The organism is Rhodoplanes tepidamans, from assembly GCF_030813915.1.
GTDB classification, from domain to species: domain Bacteria; phylum Pseudomonadota; class Alphaproteobacteria; order Rhizobiales; family Xanthobacteraceae; genus Rhodoplanes; species Rhodoplanes tepidamans.
The window spans coordinates 77,984-94,066 of the sequence record NZ_JAUSUJ010000009.1 but is presented as its reverse complement, the minus strand read 5'-3'; the positions used below and the strand labels follow the sequence as shown (position 1 = coordinate 94,066).

Below are 16,083 nucleotides of genomic sequence, written 5' to 3'. Positions count from 1 at the left end.
TGACAACGATGTGTCGAAAGATGCCGGGCGGAGAGCAACAATGGGTCGCGCCTTCGGAGTCCGAAGGCGAATCGCTGTTCAGCGGCGCCCGGGGCCCGCCGTCGCCGGGGGCCCGCCCGCCGGTCCGGCGGGTGCGGCCGACCCGGGCGGCGCCGGCTGCGGCTGCGGCCTCGCCGGCAGCTTGCCGGAGAGGCGGAGGATGAAGGACAGAACCTCGGCGACGGCCCGGTAGAGCTCCTCGGGGATCTCGTCGCCGAGCTCGACGTCGGAGAGCGCGGCGGCGAGGCCGGCGTTCTCCTCGATCGGCACGCCGTGCTCCTTCGCCAGCGCGACGATCTTCTCGCCGATCGCGCCCCGGCCCTTGGCGACGACGCGCGGGGCGCCCGGCGCCTCGTACTGGAGCGCGATGGCGAGCGGGATCGCGGGGCGCTCGGTGGTCATGACGCGCGGTCCAGGAAGCGGCCGGCCGGCGGTGCCGCCTCGCGGGCGGGACGCGGCGGCGCGCCCTCGCGCACCACCACCTCGGACGGATCGAGCTCGGCGGCGCGCAGGCGGTCGGCGAGCGCGCCGGCATTGTCGCGCAGCAGCGCGGCGCTGTCGCCGCGCTCGGCCCACAGGGTGACGCCGGCCCGCTCGCCCGTCACGGTCACCTGGGCGTGGACCACCCCGACCGGCTCGACGTCGATGGCGAAGCGGGCCCGCCACGCCGGCGCGGAGCGCTCGCCGCTCCCCTGCCCCCTGGCGTCGCGCGAGATCTCGAACTGGGCGACCGTGGTGCCCTGCGGGGTCGCGAACGGAACCTCGAAGACCCAGCGCGCCCCGTCGGGTTCGGCGCCCGGCCCCGCGGCGCCCGGCAGCGAGGCGGCCTGCAGGAGCGTGTGGCGGGCGAGCCCGGCCTCGGCCTGGGCGAGCAGCGTGCGGGCGGCGGCCTCCGGCGTGACGTCGTCGCCGAGGCTCGGCCCGACCGCCGGCTGCGCCGCCGGCGCGGCGCCCCGATAGGGCGGCGGCGGCCGTTGCGGCTGGCCCGGCTCGCCGGGCGCGACGCCGTGCGGCGCCGCCGGAGCGGCGGTGGCCGGGGCGGCGGTGGCCGCCGTGGTGGCGCCGGCCGGCAGCCCGCCGGCCGTCACGGCCTGGGCGAGCGCGCGGTAGAGCGCCTGGGCGCCGGCGGCCTCGAGCCGGGCGGCGCCGGCCTGGGTGGCGCCCGACAGCGAGGCCTCGACGAAGCCCTGCAGCTTCGCCTCCTGGCCGTCGCCGCGGCCCGCCGCGGCCCCTCCGGCCATGGCGGCGAGCGCCGCCCTGAGGGCGGCCAGCGCCGCCTTCATGTCGCCGGCGGGCGACGCCGGCCCGGCGCCGGCCGCGAGTCCGGCTTCGAGGAACAGGCCGGAGCGCGCCAGCGCACGGGCGAGGTCCTCGGGCTTCACCGGCTGGTCGGCGGGCAGCCGGAACGCCAGCAGCTGGGCGGCCGCGACCCGTACCGGATCGGCGAGATCGCCGCGCGCCACCGCGGCAGCCAGATTGGCGAACAGCGGCGCCAGCCCGTCCTGCTGGAGCGCGGCGGTGCGCACCGCCTGGGCGAGCGCCGCCTGCGGGGTCGCCGCGGCGGCCGGATCGGCCGGTGCCCGGGCGCTGGCGGGGTCGGTGCCGGCCCGCGCCGCGACCGCGCCGGCCGCACCCGTCCCGCCGCTCGCGCCGATCTCGTCGGGATGCAGCAGCACCAGGCGCAGCCCGTCCGGGGTCGCCCGCACGGCGAGATGGACGTGCGCGCCCTGCTGCAGCGGCACCGCGGTCTGGACGTCGATCAGCGAGTCGCCGACCGCGAGCTGGACATGGGTCTGGTCGATCACCCGCATCACCAGGGCGTCGAGCACCTGGCCGGGCGTGAAGGCGGGCGGATTGCCTCCGCCTTGCGTGTTCAGGGCCACCGCGATGGGCGAGACGACGAGATCCACGGGCCGCGTCCGTTCGAGGGTTCTCCACCCTCGATCGTGGCAGATGGACGTGAACCGAACGTTAACCTCTCGGTTGCGGCAGAGCGGATCACGCCTGCGGATCGCGTCGCCGCTTCGACGGTCCGGACGCGGACCTTCCGGTCACGCGCCCGCCCCCGGTCCGCCTCACCGCTCCGGCACCAGCGCCAGCACGGCGGCGGCGGCGTCGAACTCGCTGCGGCGGTGGGCCCGGCGGGCGAGCGCCTGGTCGTCGAGGCCCCACAGCTCCATGTTCCAGTCCTCGTCGACATGGCCGGCCGTCCACGCCGCGTCGGCCGTGATCGCGCCCTCGGCGAGCGCCAGCGCCAGCAGGGCCGAGCCGGTCAGCGCCGTCGCCACGTGCAGGGCGCCGAGCCGCCACGGGCTCGCCGGGATCAGCCGGCGCATCGCCGCGACCGCCCGCTCGGGCTGGGCCGTGAACACCACGCCCTCGACCAGCACGAAGCGGGCGCCGTGGGTGTCGCGGGCCCAGGCGAGCACCGGGTCCCAGGCGCGGCTCTGGGTCTCGACCAGGCGCTCCGGCCCCTCGGCCCGGTAGACCAGGAGATCGGAGCCGAGATAGCGGGCGATCTCCTCGGCGACCTCGGCCGGCTTGTCGGCGACCGCGTCGATCACGGCGTTGGCGAGCCGGGTCAGCGGCATCTGTGCCGGATCGATCACCTCGGTCTGGGCGCGCCACTCGGCGGCGGCCCGCTCGGCCAGCGCGGCGGTCGGGAAGGCGAGCAGGCGGCGCGCCGGCGTGCGCACCGGCCGGCCGTCGAGCTCGACCGCGACGCCCTCCGGCGTGTCGCGCAGCGTCACGGCCTCGTAGAAGCGCCGCCGCAGCGGCCGCATGCTGCGCTTGGCCGCCTCGTTCGGGTCGGCCGGGCTCTCGGCGAAGAAGCTGTCGAACAGATCCGTCATGGCGCTCCCGTCGGCTGCGGCGCCGGCCGCTGACGCGGCCTTATCTAGGCGCCGCGACGCCGTCCGGCCAGCACACCGATCAGCAACATGTGAGCGCTAGAAACAATCCCGACGCGCCCCGACACGACCGGGCCGCGCTGTCGGCCCATTCGCGGAGCACACTGCGTGACGATCGCGTCCGCGGACCGCCGACCGCGGCCCTCGTCCGTCCGGAGCGCGATCCGCCGGCCCCACCCCCGACCGGCGCACATCAGGAGAGTTGCCATGATCGGAAAGACCGTGCTGGCCGCGGCCGTCGCCGCGCTCGTCGGCCTGTCGCTCGCCGCCACGCCGTCGCTCGCCCAGCATCGCGGCGGCCCCGGCGGCCCCGGAATGCGGATGGCCGGACCGCCGCCCGGCGGTCCCGGGTTCCGACCCGGCCCCGGCTTCCGCCCCGGTCCGGGCTTCCGGCCCGGTCCCGGCTGGCGCCCCGGTCCGGGTCCCGGCCCGTATCCGCCGCCCGGCCCGTGGCGGCCGCGGCCGTGGGGCTGGGGCGGATGGGGCTGGGGCGCCTATCCGTGGGGCTGGTGGGACTACCCGGCCTACTGGAACGGCTCGTATCCGACCTTCGACGAGGTCGACGAGATGCCGTGCCTGCGCAAGGTGTGGATCAGCAAGAAGCGCTGGACCTGGCGCCGCGTCTGCTGACCGGCAGCCACGGTCGACGGACGGCGATCCGACCCCGCATGGGCCGGATCGTCCCGGAGCGGCGGCCGCTTCCCGCCTCGCCCCCCTAACTCCTGGGCGGGTTTCTGACCTGCATCGCCCCGGCGACGAGACCGGCGCGGCCCAGGCGGGCCACACCGGTCGCGTCAGATGCTTGGATGCCGCCGGGACGGCCTCGCCGTGGAAGGCGGCGCCGCGGCGGGCGGCCCGGAGTCAGGCCCGAAAGCGAAGCGGATCGCCCGGTTGACGGCGACTGGCAGGACGGACATGTGGGTCTCGCCCTCGAAGAGGGTGAACTCGGCCTGTACCCCGGGCAAGGCGCGGAGCCGTGCGGCGAGGTCGCGTGCACGGTCCACCACGCGGCTCCGCTCGTAGCGTCGGAGCCGGTCGGCATGATCCGGCTGTCGCGCGTGAAAAGGCGCGGTCGTCTGCTCGTACTCGCCGGCAGCGAGCAGCACCCGGGGTGCGACGGACGGCTCGTGCATCCGCTCCAATCGGTCGACGCCGCGCAGCACCACGGCATCCTCCCACCAGATGGCCGGACTCACGGCGATCCAGTGCGTGAAGGCGTCCGGGCGCTCGAACAGCACGTAGAGCACGAACAGCCCGCCGAAGGAGTGGCCGAACATCGCGAGCCGCGTCGGATCAATCGGCAGGCGCCGGGCGATCTCGGGCTTCAGCTCATCGGTGATGAAGGCGAGGAAACGCCCGGCGCCGCCGGTCCTGACGTCCGGACCGCCGGGACTATGAGGCGGATAGGTCCGTCCCGGCGGCGGTCCCATGTCCCACGAGCGACGGACGCTGTCGTAGGCCGCATCGGTCGGATAGCCGATGGCGACCACCGCCGCATCCGTGATGCCGGTCCCGGTCGGATAGGCCCCCTGCACGCGCAGCGCCTCCACCGCGGTGCCGACCACGGCATTGCCGTCGAGCAGACAGAGCACCGGCCATCCGCCCGCAGGCGCCGCACCGGCGGGGACGCGCAGGAAGATGCGGTAGGGCTCGCCGCCGTCTCGCGGCGCCAGGTCGAAGTGGACTGTGTCGGGAATGACGGCGGGGGCGTCGTCCACGATCATCTCCTCGCGAGGAGCCAGATCAGCGCCGGCCCACCGATCAGGGTCGCGATCAGTCCGGCCGGCATCTGCCAGGGAAACGCGGCCATCCGACCGAGCCAGTCGGCCGTCACCATCACGAGGGCACCCGCCAGCACCGCGCCCGCCAGCTGCGACAGCGCGCGCTGCAAACCGAGCCGGACGGCTAGGTGCGGCGCCGTCAGCCCGACGAAGGTAAGCGGCCCGACCAGCAGAGTCGCAGCCGCCGTCGCCCCCGCGGCGAGACCGAGCAGGATCAGGCGGACACGGGCGAGATCGAGGCCGAGGGCGGCGCTCGCCGGATCCCCGAGCGGCATCAGGTCGAGCCAGCGCGAGCACAGCGCCACGGCGCCGATCAGCAGAATCGCGCCGCCGGCGCACCAGGCGGCCTGTGGGCCGTCCACCTGATAGGTCGAGCCGCTCATCCAGTTGAGAATCATCAGGCTCCGCGGATCGCCGCCCGCCGTCACTACCCCGACCAGGGCGTCGAGCAGCGCACCGATCGCGATTCCGGCGAGCAACACGCGCTCCGGGCCGAAGCCGCTCCGGCGACCGAGGAGCACGATCAGGCCGAGCACCGCGAAGGCGCCGCCAGCGGCGCCGGCGAGCTGAAGCCCGTGGCCGGCGACAGCGACGGCGAACACCACCACGACCAGCCCGAGGGCGGCCCCCGCGCCGACGCCGAGGACCTCCGGGCTCGCCATCGGATTGCGCGTCGTTCGTTGCAGGATGACACCGGCCGCCGCCAGCATCGCGCCCGCGCACAGCGCGGCGAGCGCGCGCGGCGCCCGCCACGGCAGCAGGGCCGCCAGATCGTCCGAGCCGGCGAGAGCCCAGGCGCCAGACGGCGTGCGGCCGAGCAGCAGCGACCCGACGAACGCGACGACCAGCGCGATCGTGAGCCCCACGAGCAGCGGCTCCGCCCGACGCCGGTGCGGCGTCGTGCCGGGATCGACGACCGGCAGCGGCGCAGCGACTCGCAGGCGCGGCAGGAGCCAAAGCAGCAGCGGCGATCCGAACAGCGCGGTGACGGCCCCGGTCGGCAGCAACCCTCCTATCGCCTCGCCGGCGCGCTGGACGAGCTGATCGGTCGACCACAGGAGCCCGGCACCGAGAAGCGGCGCCAGCAGGAGCCGATCGCGCAGGCGCCGAGCTCCGGCGAGGCGCGCCAAGGCGGGCGCGACCAAGCCCACGAAGCCGATCACCCCGACGCCGCTGACCACGAAGGCGGTGAGCGCGACGGCGAGCGTCAGCGCGGCGAGACGGGTGCCGTGCAACGAGACACCAACGCTGCGGGCACCGGCCTCCTCGAGCGAGAGCACGCTCAGCGGCCGGAGGATCGGAACCAGAAGCACCGCCGTGACGGCGAGCTGGGTCGCGAGGGTCGAGACGACGGCCCAGCCCTGCAGGCTGAGCGACCCGCTGCCCCAGATGAACAGGCCGACCAGGGTGTGCTCCTCGAACAGGACGAGGGCCGCCGCGGCGGCACCGCAATAGAGCCCGAGCACCAGCCCCGCCAGCACCACGGCAACGGGCGCGAAGCTCTTGCGCCAGGTGAGCGCGAGGACGACGGCCAACGCCGCCCCGCCGCCCGCCAGGGCGACCGTTTCGCGGCCGAAGACGAACAGCCCAGGCGCCCACAAGGTCGTCGACACGAGAGCGAGCTTGGCACCTGCCGACACGCCGAGGGTCGAGGGCGCTGCGAGCGGGTTCCGCAGCACCTGCTGAAAGATCACCCCGGCCAGCGCGAGCGCGGCCCCGCACAGGATGCTGGCGGCGATCCGCGGCATCGTGACGAAATGCACACGCAACTGCACCGGATCCGCCGGATCCGGCGCGAGCACCGCCGCGAGCCACAGCGAGGGTCGAAGCGAGGTCGCCAAGGCCTGCACCGACAGCGCCGCGGCCGGCAGCGTCAGGGCCGCGATCAGGAGACCCGCGGCCGACCAGGCTCGCCACCCACCGTCCGCCCGGCACGGGCCTGCCGCGCCGTCAGCCACGGCGCGAGCCCTCCGTCACCAACGTTCCGCCGAGCAACGCGGCGAACCGCATCGCCGACGGCAGAGCACCGAACATCAGCACCGGCGGCAGACCCATCACGGCTCCCGCCTTCACGAACGGTAGGCGGCTCCACAGCGGGTTTGTAGCGAGAGCCTGCAGGACGCCGGCCGGCACCGGATCGAGATAGACGAGGCGCGCATCGGGAACCGGTTCGAGCGCCTCGATGCCGATGGTGGCGAAGCCCCAGAAATTGGTCCGGCCCCGATAGGCGTTGACGAGCCCGACGCGGTCGAGCACCTCCTGGAACAGGCTGTTCGCGCCGTAGACGCGGACGTGACGGCCGTCCATGAAGCTCACCAGACAGAGCGGCCGGTCGCGCTCGTCGTGGAGCCGATCGCGAGTCGCGGAAAAGACGTCCTCGAGCCGCGCCGTCACCGCCCCGAGCGCGTCGTCGCGGCCGGAGAGCATAGCGAGGCGCACGGTCGCCGCCTCTGCGAGCGCCAACGGCCGGCCGCCCGGAACATAGATCGGAAAGGACAGGACGGGGGCGATCCTCTCGAGACGATGGACGATGCCGGCCTGAAATGGCGTGACCAGAATGGCGTCGAGCCGGAGCTGCTGCAGCAGCTCGAGATTGGGCTCGCGGCTGCTGCCGAGATCGACGACGTCGGGCGGCAGAGCCGGCTCCACCACCCATCGGCTCCAGTTCCGTGCGCCGACCACCGCGACCGGCGGCACGTCGAGCAGCAGCAGCGTCTCGGCGAGGCCGTAGTCGAGGGCCGCGATGCGCCGTAGCGGTCCGCGCTCGCCCGCGGCGAATGCGGCGACCGCACCGCCGGACGCTGCGGCCAGACCGCAGAGCACCGCGCGGCGGGAGATCGCGCCTCGCGCGCCGTTCGTCCGCCCGCCCGCCGCAGCGCCCACCGGGCCCGTCACCATCGGTACTTGACGTTGGCCAGCACCTTGCGTCCCTGCCCCAGATAGCAGGTGCCCGAATTGCAGATCTCGGGCTGGACATCGGCGATGTTGGTGGCGTTCACCGAGACGCTGAGGCCCGCGAACCGGCGATCGAACTTGCCGATGTCGTAGCGCAGCGTCGCGTCGACCACGGTGTAGCCTTCGTTCGTCACCGTGTTGGTGTTGTTGCCGAACGTCTCTCCGATGTAGCGGATGCCGATTCCGCCGCTCGCGCCGTACAGCGGTCCCGACGGGACCGTATAGTTCATCCACAGCGACGCCACGTGGCGTGGCGTCACCGCCGGCACCTTGCCGATCTCCGCCGCCGTGGCGGAGGCGACGATCTCGGCGTCCGAGTAGGTGTAGGCCGCGATGGCTTCGAGCCCGTTCTCCAACCGGAGGCGGCCTTCCAGCTCCACGCCCCGGGTCTCGATCTCGCCGATCGCCTTGTAGTAATAGAGCCCGGTCGCGCCGTTGTAGCCCGCGTACTTCGCCGCGTTCTGCTCGGCGAGGTGATAGCCGGCCAAAGTCAGCGTCAGGTGGTCGCCGGCCGGCTGATACTTGACGCCCACCTCGTACTGCTTCCCCGTCGCCGGCTCGAGCACGCGCCCGTCGATGTCCAGGCTGCTCGTCGGCTGGAAGGAGGTCGCGTAGCTGACATAGGGCGCGAAGCCGCTGTCGAACAGATAGAGCAATCCGCCGCTGTAGGAGAATGCCTGGTCGTCGCGCTCCCCGGTCAGAGCGCCGGTCATCAGGTTGGTCTGCGTTCGGTTGGTCCAGTCCTGGCGTCCGCTCAGGGAGAGGCGCCAGTTGCCGAGCTTGATCTGATCCTGGGCATAGGCGCCGAGCTGATCGAAGTCGCTGCCGGTCCAGGTCGTGATCGCCGCCGTCGGTCCGCTCAACCCGTATATCGGATCGAGGATGTTCAGTGCGTAGGCCGCGTTCGCCGCGGTGGTGCCCGAGCCGAAGCGGCTTGTGAGGGTGCCGTAGTCGAGACCCATCAGCAGCGTGTGCTGCAGCGGTCCGGTGGCGAAGGTGGCCTGAACCTGATTGTCGACCTGGAACGCATCGAGCGTCTCGACGACAGCGGCCGTTCCACGACGATAGATCGTCGAGCTGGAGCTGGCGAACCCGCCCCCGGTGACACCGCCCGTGAGATAGCGTCCTTCGAGATCGAGCGTGCTGTAGCGCAGATTCTGCCGGACCTTCCACACGTCGTCGAAACGGTGCTCGAACTTGTAGCCGATCTGATACTGGGTCTGCTTCTGGTAGTCGTAGGCCGGATCACTGGCCCGCAAGGTCGTCACGTGTCCGCTACGGTTGATCATCGCGACATTGGCGTCGGTCTCGCTCTTGTCGGCGAGAGCGATGACGGTGAACGACGTGCTGTCGTTGCGCCAGGTGAACGAGGGCGCGAGATACAGCCGCTCGTCGGCGATGTCGTAGTTGGTCTCTCCGGTCCGCGCGACACCGACGATGCGGTACAGGAAGCTCTTGTCCGCGTCGATCGGACCGCCGACGTCGAACGCCGCCTGAAGGTGGCCGAAGCTGCCGAGCTGACCGACCACCTCGTGGGTCGCCTCCGACTTCGGCAGCTTGGAGATCCGATCGATGAGGCCGCCCGGCGTGCCCTGGCCGTACAGCACCGAGGCGGGCCCCTTCACGATGTCGATCCTTTCGAGACCGTAGGGCTCGGTGGTGAAGCGGGCGTAGCTGCCGGCGTACTGCTGCAGACCGTCGCGGTAGTCGCCGAGCGTCGTCGCGGCGAAGCCGCGGATATAGATCTGGTCGAAACGGGGATCGTACCCGAACGCCCCGGTAGTGACGCCCGCCGTGTAGCGCACGGCCTCCGGGACGCTCTGGACGTTGCGGTCCTCCAGCTCCTGGCGGGTGACCACCGAGATCGAGCGCGGGGTCTCGACGATCGGCGTCTCGGTCTTGGTTCCGGCGTCGCTGCGGGTCGCGATGTAGCCGATGGTGCCGGCTCCCACGACACTGATCGGATCGAGCGGAACTGCGCCCGGCAGCGCCTCGCCCGCGGCAGGCGCTCCGTCGGCGGCGCGATGGATCGCGACCGTGGACGCACTGGTGAAGTCGTAGCTCAGCCCGGTGCCGGCCAGCAGCGCGCTCAGGGCCTGGGTCGGCGTCCGGGAGCCATCGACCCCCGGCGTCACCACGCCGCGCACGACCTCGCTCGAGAACAGAACCTTGAGACCGGAGACCTCGGCCCACTGGGTGAGCGCCGGCCCGAGCGGACCTGCGGGGATCGAGAACGACACGCCGGCACTGCGGCTCCGGCTCGCGGCCGGGACGTCCACGCTCTGCGCCACCGCGGGATCTGGACAATGCAGGGCCGCCAGGATGGTCGGCGCCAGCCAGAGCCCGCGTCCCTGGAACACGCGGCGGAGCCCGGAGGGACCACCGGTCGGTTCGGGCGTTGCCCGGACCTGCAGCTCGTACGATCTCATCACCTCGTCCCCCTCCCGCGTTCGTCGCCGCCGCGACGGTTCGCAAGCGCCTCTCAGGTGGGAAGACGATGGACGGGGCCGGCACGACAGCGCCGGCCCGAACTATGGAAGCATTCTCATTTGCGCGGCAGGAAGGGCTGCAGCGGGCGATCGGGGTCGCGGCGGATCACAGTGAGCCAGGGCAGCTTCGCGACCCGGACCGGCAAGGCGGTCGCCAGGGCGTCGAGCAGCGCGTCGGTGTCCGCGGTCTCGAACATCCCGCTCACCGGCAGCTGGCGCAGCGCCGGGTCGGCGATGACGATCCGGCCCCGCCGATAGCGCTCGATCTCGGTGACCACGTCGCCGAGCGGGCGGCTGTCGAGGAGGAGCATGCCGCGCCGCCATGCGCCACGACTGCGCAGGTCGGCCGTCCGCGGATGCGCGAGCCCGGTCTGCGGGGCGTAATCGACCTCGCTGCCCGCGTGGACCTCGACGCTCGCCCCGGGATCGTCGTCCGGATAGGCGACACGCACGGCGTGCTCCGTCACCACGACCTCGACCTGGTCACCGGCCCGGCTCACCTCGAAGGCAGTGCCGAGCGCCCGCGTGGTGCCGCCGGCCGCCTCGACGACGAACGGGCGGCCGGGATCCGCCGCGACCGTCACGTGAATGCGGCCACCGAACAGCACGAGGCGCCGCTGCGCCGGCGTGAAGCCGACATCGAGGCTGGTTGCCGCGTCGAGCTCCAACCGGCTCCCGTCGGAGAGCGTCAGGACGCGGCGCTCGCCTACGCCGGTCCACTCGTCCGTGAAGTAAGCCACCGGCGCTCCGAACAACCCGGTGGCGAATCCGAGCCCGATGGCGGCCAGCAGGCAGGCGGACAGGACCGTCGCCACCGCGGCCTTGGCGCGACGACGGCGGCGCAGCGCCGACCCGAGCCCCTCCCACAGCCGTTCCGCCGCCTCGGCCGCCTGGCGCTGCGCCGCGCCCGAGGCCTTCCAGTCGTGAAAGGCGTTCCAGTCCTGCTCGGTCTCCGACCCGGAATGCAGATGGACGAGCCACTCCAGCGCGCGCTCGGTCAGGGGATCGAGTCGCGCATCGATGGCGTCGCTCGCCGCGACTGGCTCGGACCGGGACATCATGGTTGGCCTGCACGGAATGATGGTCAGCCGGGACAATTCCCTGAACGATAAGACGATCGCGCGATCCGGATCGACACCGCAGGCGACCGCCCTCCCCTGTGCCGTGGCCCCGCTTCAGCCGCCCGGAACCGCGAGGGCCTTCATGCACCGGCGCAGGGCGGTGACGACGTACTTCGACACCATGCTCGGCGAGACCCCGAGACGGTCGGCAATTTCCACGTGTGAGAGCCCCTCTACACGGTTGAGCAGAAGCGCGGCGCGGCATTTCCGCGGCAGAGCGTCGAGCGTCGTCACGATGATGCGAAACTCCTCGCGGCCTTCGAGAACCCGGTCCGGCAGAGGTGCGGGATCGGCGAAATGCTCGGCCACGTCATCGAGTGCCGCATGCACGCCGCGCCGACGGTCGCGCCGGCTCCAGTCGATCATCAGGTTGCTGACGATCCGCCACAGAAAGAAACGGGGGCTGGTCGGGGCCGTCCCGTCGCGTCCATCGAGGGTGACGGTCAGGTAGCGCAGGAAGGCGTCCTGAACCACGTCGGCGGCCATCTCCGGGTCACCCAGCCTGCGATGGGCGAAACGGTGCAGCTCACGGGAATACAGCCGGAAGATCGTGTCCAGGTCATCGGGCGCCACGGTCTGCTCGGAACTGAAACTCTTCATGTCGGCCTGAGGTTCTGAGAAGAGCAGAGACGCTCGTCACTGTGATAGCTCGTCACTGTGAAACCGGTATCGTGCCCGACCTTCTGCTCTTCGCGAAGGGCCGGATCGTCAGGATAACCCAACAAGACTTTCGTTCAAACGGAATGAATTGAAACTGTTCTAGAATGCTCGGCCGACACGGCCGGTCTTCGGCGGCGAGAGGCCGGCTGGAGACCGGCATGCGAGATCGCCGCCGCGGCTGTTTTTCGCGTCGCCGGTGGATGATCGGCCACGACGATCGTCTTCAGTGACAGATGCCCTCTTCGAGCCAGGCGACCGATGTCCGCACACGAGCCTCGTTCCCGCGCCCCCTGCGCTCCGGCCCACGCCGACACCCGCGATGCACTGTTCCTCCTCGACGGAGCGGGCTTCGCCGTGCCGGGGCGCGATCTTGTCAAGCCGTTGACCCTCGCCCTGCCGGCACGGCGCGTGCTGGCGTTGATCGGCCACAACGGATCGGGCAAGTCGACGCTGGTCAAGCTGCTGGCGGGCCAGTTGGCGCCGACCGCCGGCCGGATCCTCCTCGAAGGACGTCCTCTCTCCGAATGGCCCGCGCGGGCCTTCGCCCGGAAGGTCGCCTACCTGCCGCAGCAGATTCCCGCCGGGGATGGCCTGCTGGTGCGGGAGCTCGTCGCCATGGGGCGTTATCCTTGGCACGGCGCGCTGGGGTCTTTCGGGGCCGGCGACCGCGTAAAGGTGGACGAGGCCATGGCGCTGACCGGCGTCGAGGCTCTGGCGGACCGTCTCGTCGGAACCCTGTCGGGCGGCGAGCGTCAGCGCGCCTGGATCGCCATGCTGGTGGCTCAGGACACCGAATGCCTGCTGCTGGACGAGCCGACCTCTGCGCTCGACGTCGTCCACCAGATCGAAATCCTGACATTGGTGCGGCGACTCGCCCGGGATCGCGGCCTCGTGGTCGTCGTCGTGCTGCACGACGTGAACATGGCGAGCCGGTTCTGCGACGAGACCGTCGCGCTCGGCCGGGGCAACCTGCTGATCCGGGGAACCGCGGCCGAGATCATGACACCGGACGCGCTGCGCCGCATCTACGGCCTCGACATGCTCGTGCTGCCGCACCCCACCGCGGGCCACCCGATCGCCGTGGCGGCGTGAGTATCGCCGCGCATCGACCTGACTGGCCGGGCGGCCTCTCCGAGGCGCCGACCGCGCCGTTCGGACGCCGCCGCGACGGCGCCGCCACTACAGCGCGACCGTGAAGCCGTCGCGGGCGAGCCAGTCGCGGGCGGCGACCGGCGGCCAGGAATGCACGGCGCGCCACGCGGTGCTGCACCACAGCTGCACGGTGACGTCGGGGAACTCGCTGGCGATCGCGTCGAACACGCCCTTCCACCAGTGCGGCGGCCGCTGCGTGACATGGGCGTTCTCGCCGTTCGGCAGCAGGGCGCGCGCCGGATAGCAGGCGACGTTGACCATCAGCAGCCTGCCGGCATGGGCGAACAGCGCCCGTACCGTGGCCGGCACGTCGGCGACGAACACGTGCTCGAGCACGTCGAAGCAGACGACCGCGTCGCACGGCTGCCGCTCGTCGATGCCGCGGGCTGGCTCGTAGCGGTACACCGCGTCGAGCCCGAAGAAGTGCTTCGCCGACTGCTCCTCGTGGAACGTCTCCGTCTCCCAGTCGCTGCCGCCGCAGCCCCAGTCGAGCAGCGTCTTCGCGCCGTGCCGGGCGATCAGGGCGCGCACCGGGAACTTGAAGGCGCGGATCTCCATGTCGTCGTAGGCGGCGGCGACGTGGCTGCCGTCGGTGCGGGCGTAGCCGTCGCGGGCCATCGCCGCGTAGGCGTCGAGGAGCCGCAGCTGCTTGTCGCTCGGCGGGCGGGTCTCAAGGGACGGCATGGGATACGTGCTCCGGTTTCTCGGCCGGCCCGGCGAGGCCGGGCAGCGAGGTCAGCATCTCGATCGCCTGGGCGATCACCGCATCCCAGTCGTCCGGGTGCGGCTGGCGGATCAGCCGCACGGTCGGGTACCAGGGGCTGTCGGACCGGCCGGCGAACCAGCGCCAGTCGGCGTCGACCGGCAGCATCACCACGGTCGGGCGGCCGAGCGCGGCGGCGAGGTGGGCGGTCGAGTTGTCGATGGTGAGCACCGCGTCCATGGCGGCGACCTGGGCCGCGAAGGCGTCGAGATCGCGCCGCTGGTCGATCTCGCGATCGACGACGAGATCGACGCCGGCCGCCGCCGCCTCGGCGGCGAGCGCGTCGGCGTCGCCGTACTGCAGGCAGACCAGCCGCACCGGCAGGTCGATGAGCGACCACAGCCGGTCGAGCGCGATGCTGCGCTGCCGGCCCGAGCGGACGTTCGAGGTCCGCCACGCGAGGCCGACCAGCGGCCGCCCGTCGTGATAGCGGCGGCGCAGCGCGTCGCGATGGCCGCGGTCGGCGGCGAGATGGCCGGGCGCCAGCCACGGGCCCGGCCGCCCGTCGGGCCGCAGCAGGCCGGGCAGGTCGCCGATCGGGCAGGCCGCGGCGACGCCCTCCGGCGCCTCGGGCAGCTCGTCGCGGGCGACCGTCGTGACGCCGGGAAACGAGCGGGCGAACAGCGGCGCGAGCCGGCGGTCGCACTCGATCACCACGTCGAGACCGGCGGCGAACAGCGCCGGCACCAGCCCGGCGAACATGATCTCGTCGCCCACCCCCTGCTCGGCGACCAGCATCAGCCGGCCGTCGAGCGGGCGGCCGTCCCACACCGGCCGGCCGAGCGCCGCGAGGCGCTTCGCCAGCCCCGAGCCGCGCCAGCGCCAGCCATAGCCGAGCCAGCCGAGATCGAGGTCGCCGCCGCGCAGCCGCGCCAGCGCGAGGTTGAACTGCGGCCAGGGCTGGTCGGGCGACAGCGTCGCCGCCTGCTCCAGCGCGGCGAGCGCCGCCGCGGCCTCGCCGCGCGCCTGGTGGGCGAGGCCGAGATTGACCAGCACGGTGGTGCGCTGCTCCGCCGTGGCGCTGCGGGAGAGCGCCCGCTGCTGGGCCGTCAGCGCCTCGTCGAGCCGGCCGAGATCCTTGAGCGCGTTGCCGAGATTGGTGAGCGCCGTCGGGCTCCCGGGGGCGAGCGCGAGGGCCCGGCTGGCCGCCTCGGCGGCCTCCTCGAAGCGGCCGAGCTGCCACAGCACGGCGCTGCGCAGCCCGTGCGCGCGCTCGGCGGCGGGATCGAGCAGCAGCGCCCGGTCGACGCCGCCCAGCGCCGCCTCGTCGCGGCCGGCGAGATGGAGCTGGCGGGCGCGGTCGTAATGGGCGCCGGCGTCGCCCGGCCGCAGCGCCAGCACGACGTCCCAGGCCGAGATCGCCTCGTCGGTGCGGCCGAGCAGCGCGAGCTGCTCGGCCAGATAGGCCCAGGTGCGCGCCTCGCGCGGCGCCACCTTGAGGGCCGCCTGGAACGCCGCGACGGCCGTTTCGGTGCGCGCCAGCGCCGTCAGCACGAGGCCGTACTCGGTGATGTCGGTGGCCGTCGCCTCGCCGCTGGCGAGCACGGCGCGATACTGCTCGACCGCCTCCTCGAAGCGTCCGGCATGATGGAGCGAGGCGCCCGCCTTGAGGTGGAAGCGCCGGCAGCCCTTCTGCGCCGCCGCGTGCAGGAAGGCGTCGGCGGCGCCGGCATGGTCCTTCAGGGCATCGAGCGCGTCGCCGAGCAGCTCCAGCGCCTGCAGGTCGTCGGGCGCGATCGCCAGCGCCCGGCGGGCGAGCGCCGCGCCGTCGGCCAGCCGGCCGGCGCGGCAGCACAGCACGGCGAGCAGGTTGACGGCGTCGCGATGCGCCGGCTCGCGCGCCAGGAGGGCCCGGCAGGCGGTCTCCGCCGGGCCGAGGCGTCCGGCACGATAGTGCGAAAGCGCCGTCCCGAAGTCGGCCGCGACGTGGTCTGTCTCGATCATGATCCCCTTCCGGTCCCCGGAGCTGGTACGGCCGGGACTCGACGACCGGGCGCGGCATCGCCGCCGGCCGTCCCGGCGCACGACGCGCGGCGGCCCGCCGGAGCCCCCGCGAGCACTGACCAAGGGTTGTGCAGAATCCCGGCACGCGTCGGATGCCACGCCGGTTTCGTTCGATTCATCAGAACAGCAGGACGCCGCATCGCTGACTAAAAATTGATCGGAAAGGGGTGGCGATCCCCCCTGTCGAGCCGTCATGATCGTCGGGCTGCC

The 16,083-nt window shown here is 72.8% G+C and carries 12 protein-coding genes and 1 pseudogene; 2 read left to right on the top strand and 11 right to left on the bottom strand.

Translation table 11 applies throughout. The features are described 5' to 3' along the window. Positions 1-177: 177 nt before the first annotated feature. The 3 genes and pseudogenes from J2S22_RS12595 to J2S22_RS12585 all read right to left on the bottom strand — a co-directional run. Positions 178-441, bottom strand: a pseudogene (locus J2S22_RS12595) (EscU/YscU/HrcU family type III secretion system export apparatus switch protein); the annotation flags it as partial. After that, positions 438-1,949 carry a flagellar hook-length control protein FliK gene (gene fliK / locus J2S22_RS12590; RefSeq protein ID WP_272778943.1) on the bottom strand — a complete coding sequence of 504 codons (1,512 nt, stop codon included), beginning with the start codon at positions 1,947-1,949 and terminating at the stop codon, positions 438-440. The gene fliK and the pseudogene J2S22_RS12595, both read right to left, overlap by 4 nt. Positions 1,950-2,114: 165 nt before the next feature. Next, positions 2,115-2,891: an ATP12 family chaperone protein gene (locus tag J2S22_RS12585; RefSeq protein WP_272778944.1), complete on the bottom strand. Its 777-nt coding sequence runs from the start codon at positions 2,889-2,891 to the stop codon at positions 2,115-2,117. A gap of 264 nt (positions 2,892-3,155) precedes the next feature. Between J2S22_RS12585 and J2S22_RS12580 the strand changes: the two genes are divergently transcribed. Then, on the top strand, positions 3,156-3,578 hold the full coding sequence (locus tag J2S22_RS12580) for a hypothetical protein (RefSeq protein WP_272778945.1): 423 nt from the start codon (positions 3,156-3,158) through the stop codon (positions 3,576-3,578). Positions 3,579-3,742: 164 nt separating this feature from the next. Here J2S22_RS12580 and J2S22_RS12575 read toward each other — a convergent pair whose 3' ends face one another. From J2S22_RS12575 to J2S22_RS12550, 6 genes are all read right to left on the bottom strand, one after another. Beyond that, positions 3,743-4,672 (bottom strand): alpha/beta hydrolase, encoded by a 930-nt coding sequence (locus J2S22_RS12575; protein ID WP_272778946.1) that lies wholly within the window; start codon positions 4,670-4,672, stop codon positions 3,743-3,745. After that, positions 4,669-6,687: a Fe(3+)-hydroxamate ABC transporter permease FhuB gene (fhuB, locus tag J2S22_RS12570; protein WP_272778947.1), complete on the bottom strand. Its 2,019-nt coding sequence runs from the start codon at positions 6,685-6,687 to the stop codon at positions 4,669-4,671. The genes J2S22_RS12575 and fhuB overlap by 4 nt, the downstream gene beginning before the upstream one ends. Beyond that, positions 6,680-7,552, bottom strand: coding sequence for an ABC transporter substrate-binding protein (locus J2S22_RS12565; protein ID WP_272778948.1), 873 nt, complete (start codon positions 7,550-7,552; stop codon positions 6,680-6,682). The genes fhuB and J2S22_RS12565 overlap by 8 nt, the downstream gene beginning before the upstream one ends. 68 nt (positions 7,553-7,620) lie before the next feature. Continuing rightward, positions 7,621-10,113, bottom strand: coding sequence for a TonB-dependent siderophore receptor (locus J2S22_RS12560; protein WP_272778949.1), 2,493 nt, complete (start codon positions 10,111-10,113; stop codon positions 7,621-7,623). Between the two features lie 116 nt (positions 10,114-10,229). After that, on the bottom strand, positions 10,230-11,270 hold the full coding sequence (locus tag J2S22_RS12555) for a FecR family protein (RefSeq protein WP_272778950.1): 1,041 nt from the start codon (positions 11,268-11,270) through the stop codon (positions 10,230-10,232). Between the two features lie 78 nt (positions 11,271-11,348). After that, positions 11,349-11,894, bottom strand: coding sequence for an RNA polymerase sigma factor (locus tag J2S22_RS12550; RefSeq protein ID WP_272778951.1), 546 nt, complete (start codon positions 11,892-11,894; stop codon positions 11,349-11,351). A gap of 318 nt (positions 11,895-12,212) precedes the next feature. Between J2S22_RS12550 and J2S22_RS12545 the strand changes: the two genes are divergently transcribed. Beyond that, a complete protein-coding gene (locus tag J2S22_RS12545; RefSeq protein ID WP_272778952.1) occupies positions 12,213-13,046 on the top strand; it encodes an ATP-binding cassette domain-containing protein in 834 nt (277 codons plus the stop codon). Positions 13,047-13,133: 87 nt separating this feature from the next. Here the strand turns inward: J2S22_RS12545 and J2S22_RS12540 are convergent, their stop codons facing one another. Together J2S22_RS12540 and J2S22_RS12535 are read right to left on the bottom strand one after the other, a co-directional pair. After that, positions 13,134-13,790 (bottom strand): class I SAM-dependent methyltransferase, encoded by a 657-nt coding sequence (locus tag J2S22_RS12540; RefSeq protein WP_272778953.1) that lies wholly within the window; start codon positions 13,788-13,790, stop codon positions 13,134-13,136. After that, positions 13,777-15,813 carry a tetratricopeptide repeat-containing glycosyltransferase family protein gene (locus J2S22_RS12535; protein WP_272778954.1) on the bottom strand — a complete coding sequence of 679 codons (2,037 nt, stop codon included), beginning with the start codon at positions 15,811-15,813 and terminating at the stop codon, positions 13,777-13,779. Before J2S22_RS12535 ends, J2S22_RS12540 begins: the two co-directional genes overlap by 14 nt. Between the last annotated feature and the right edge of the window lie 270 nt (positions 15,814-16,083).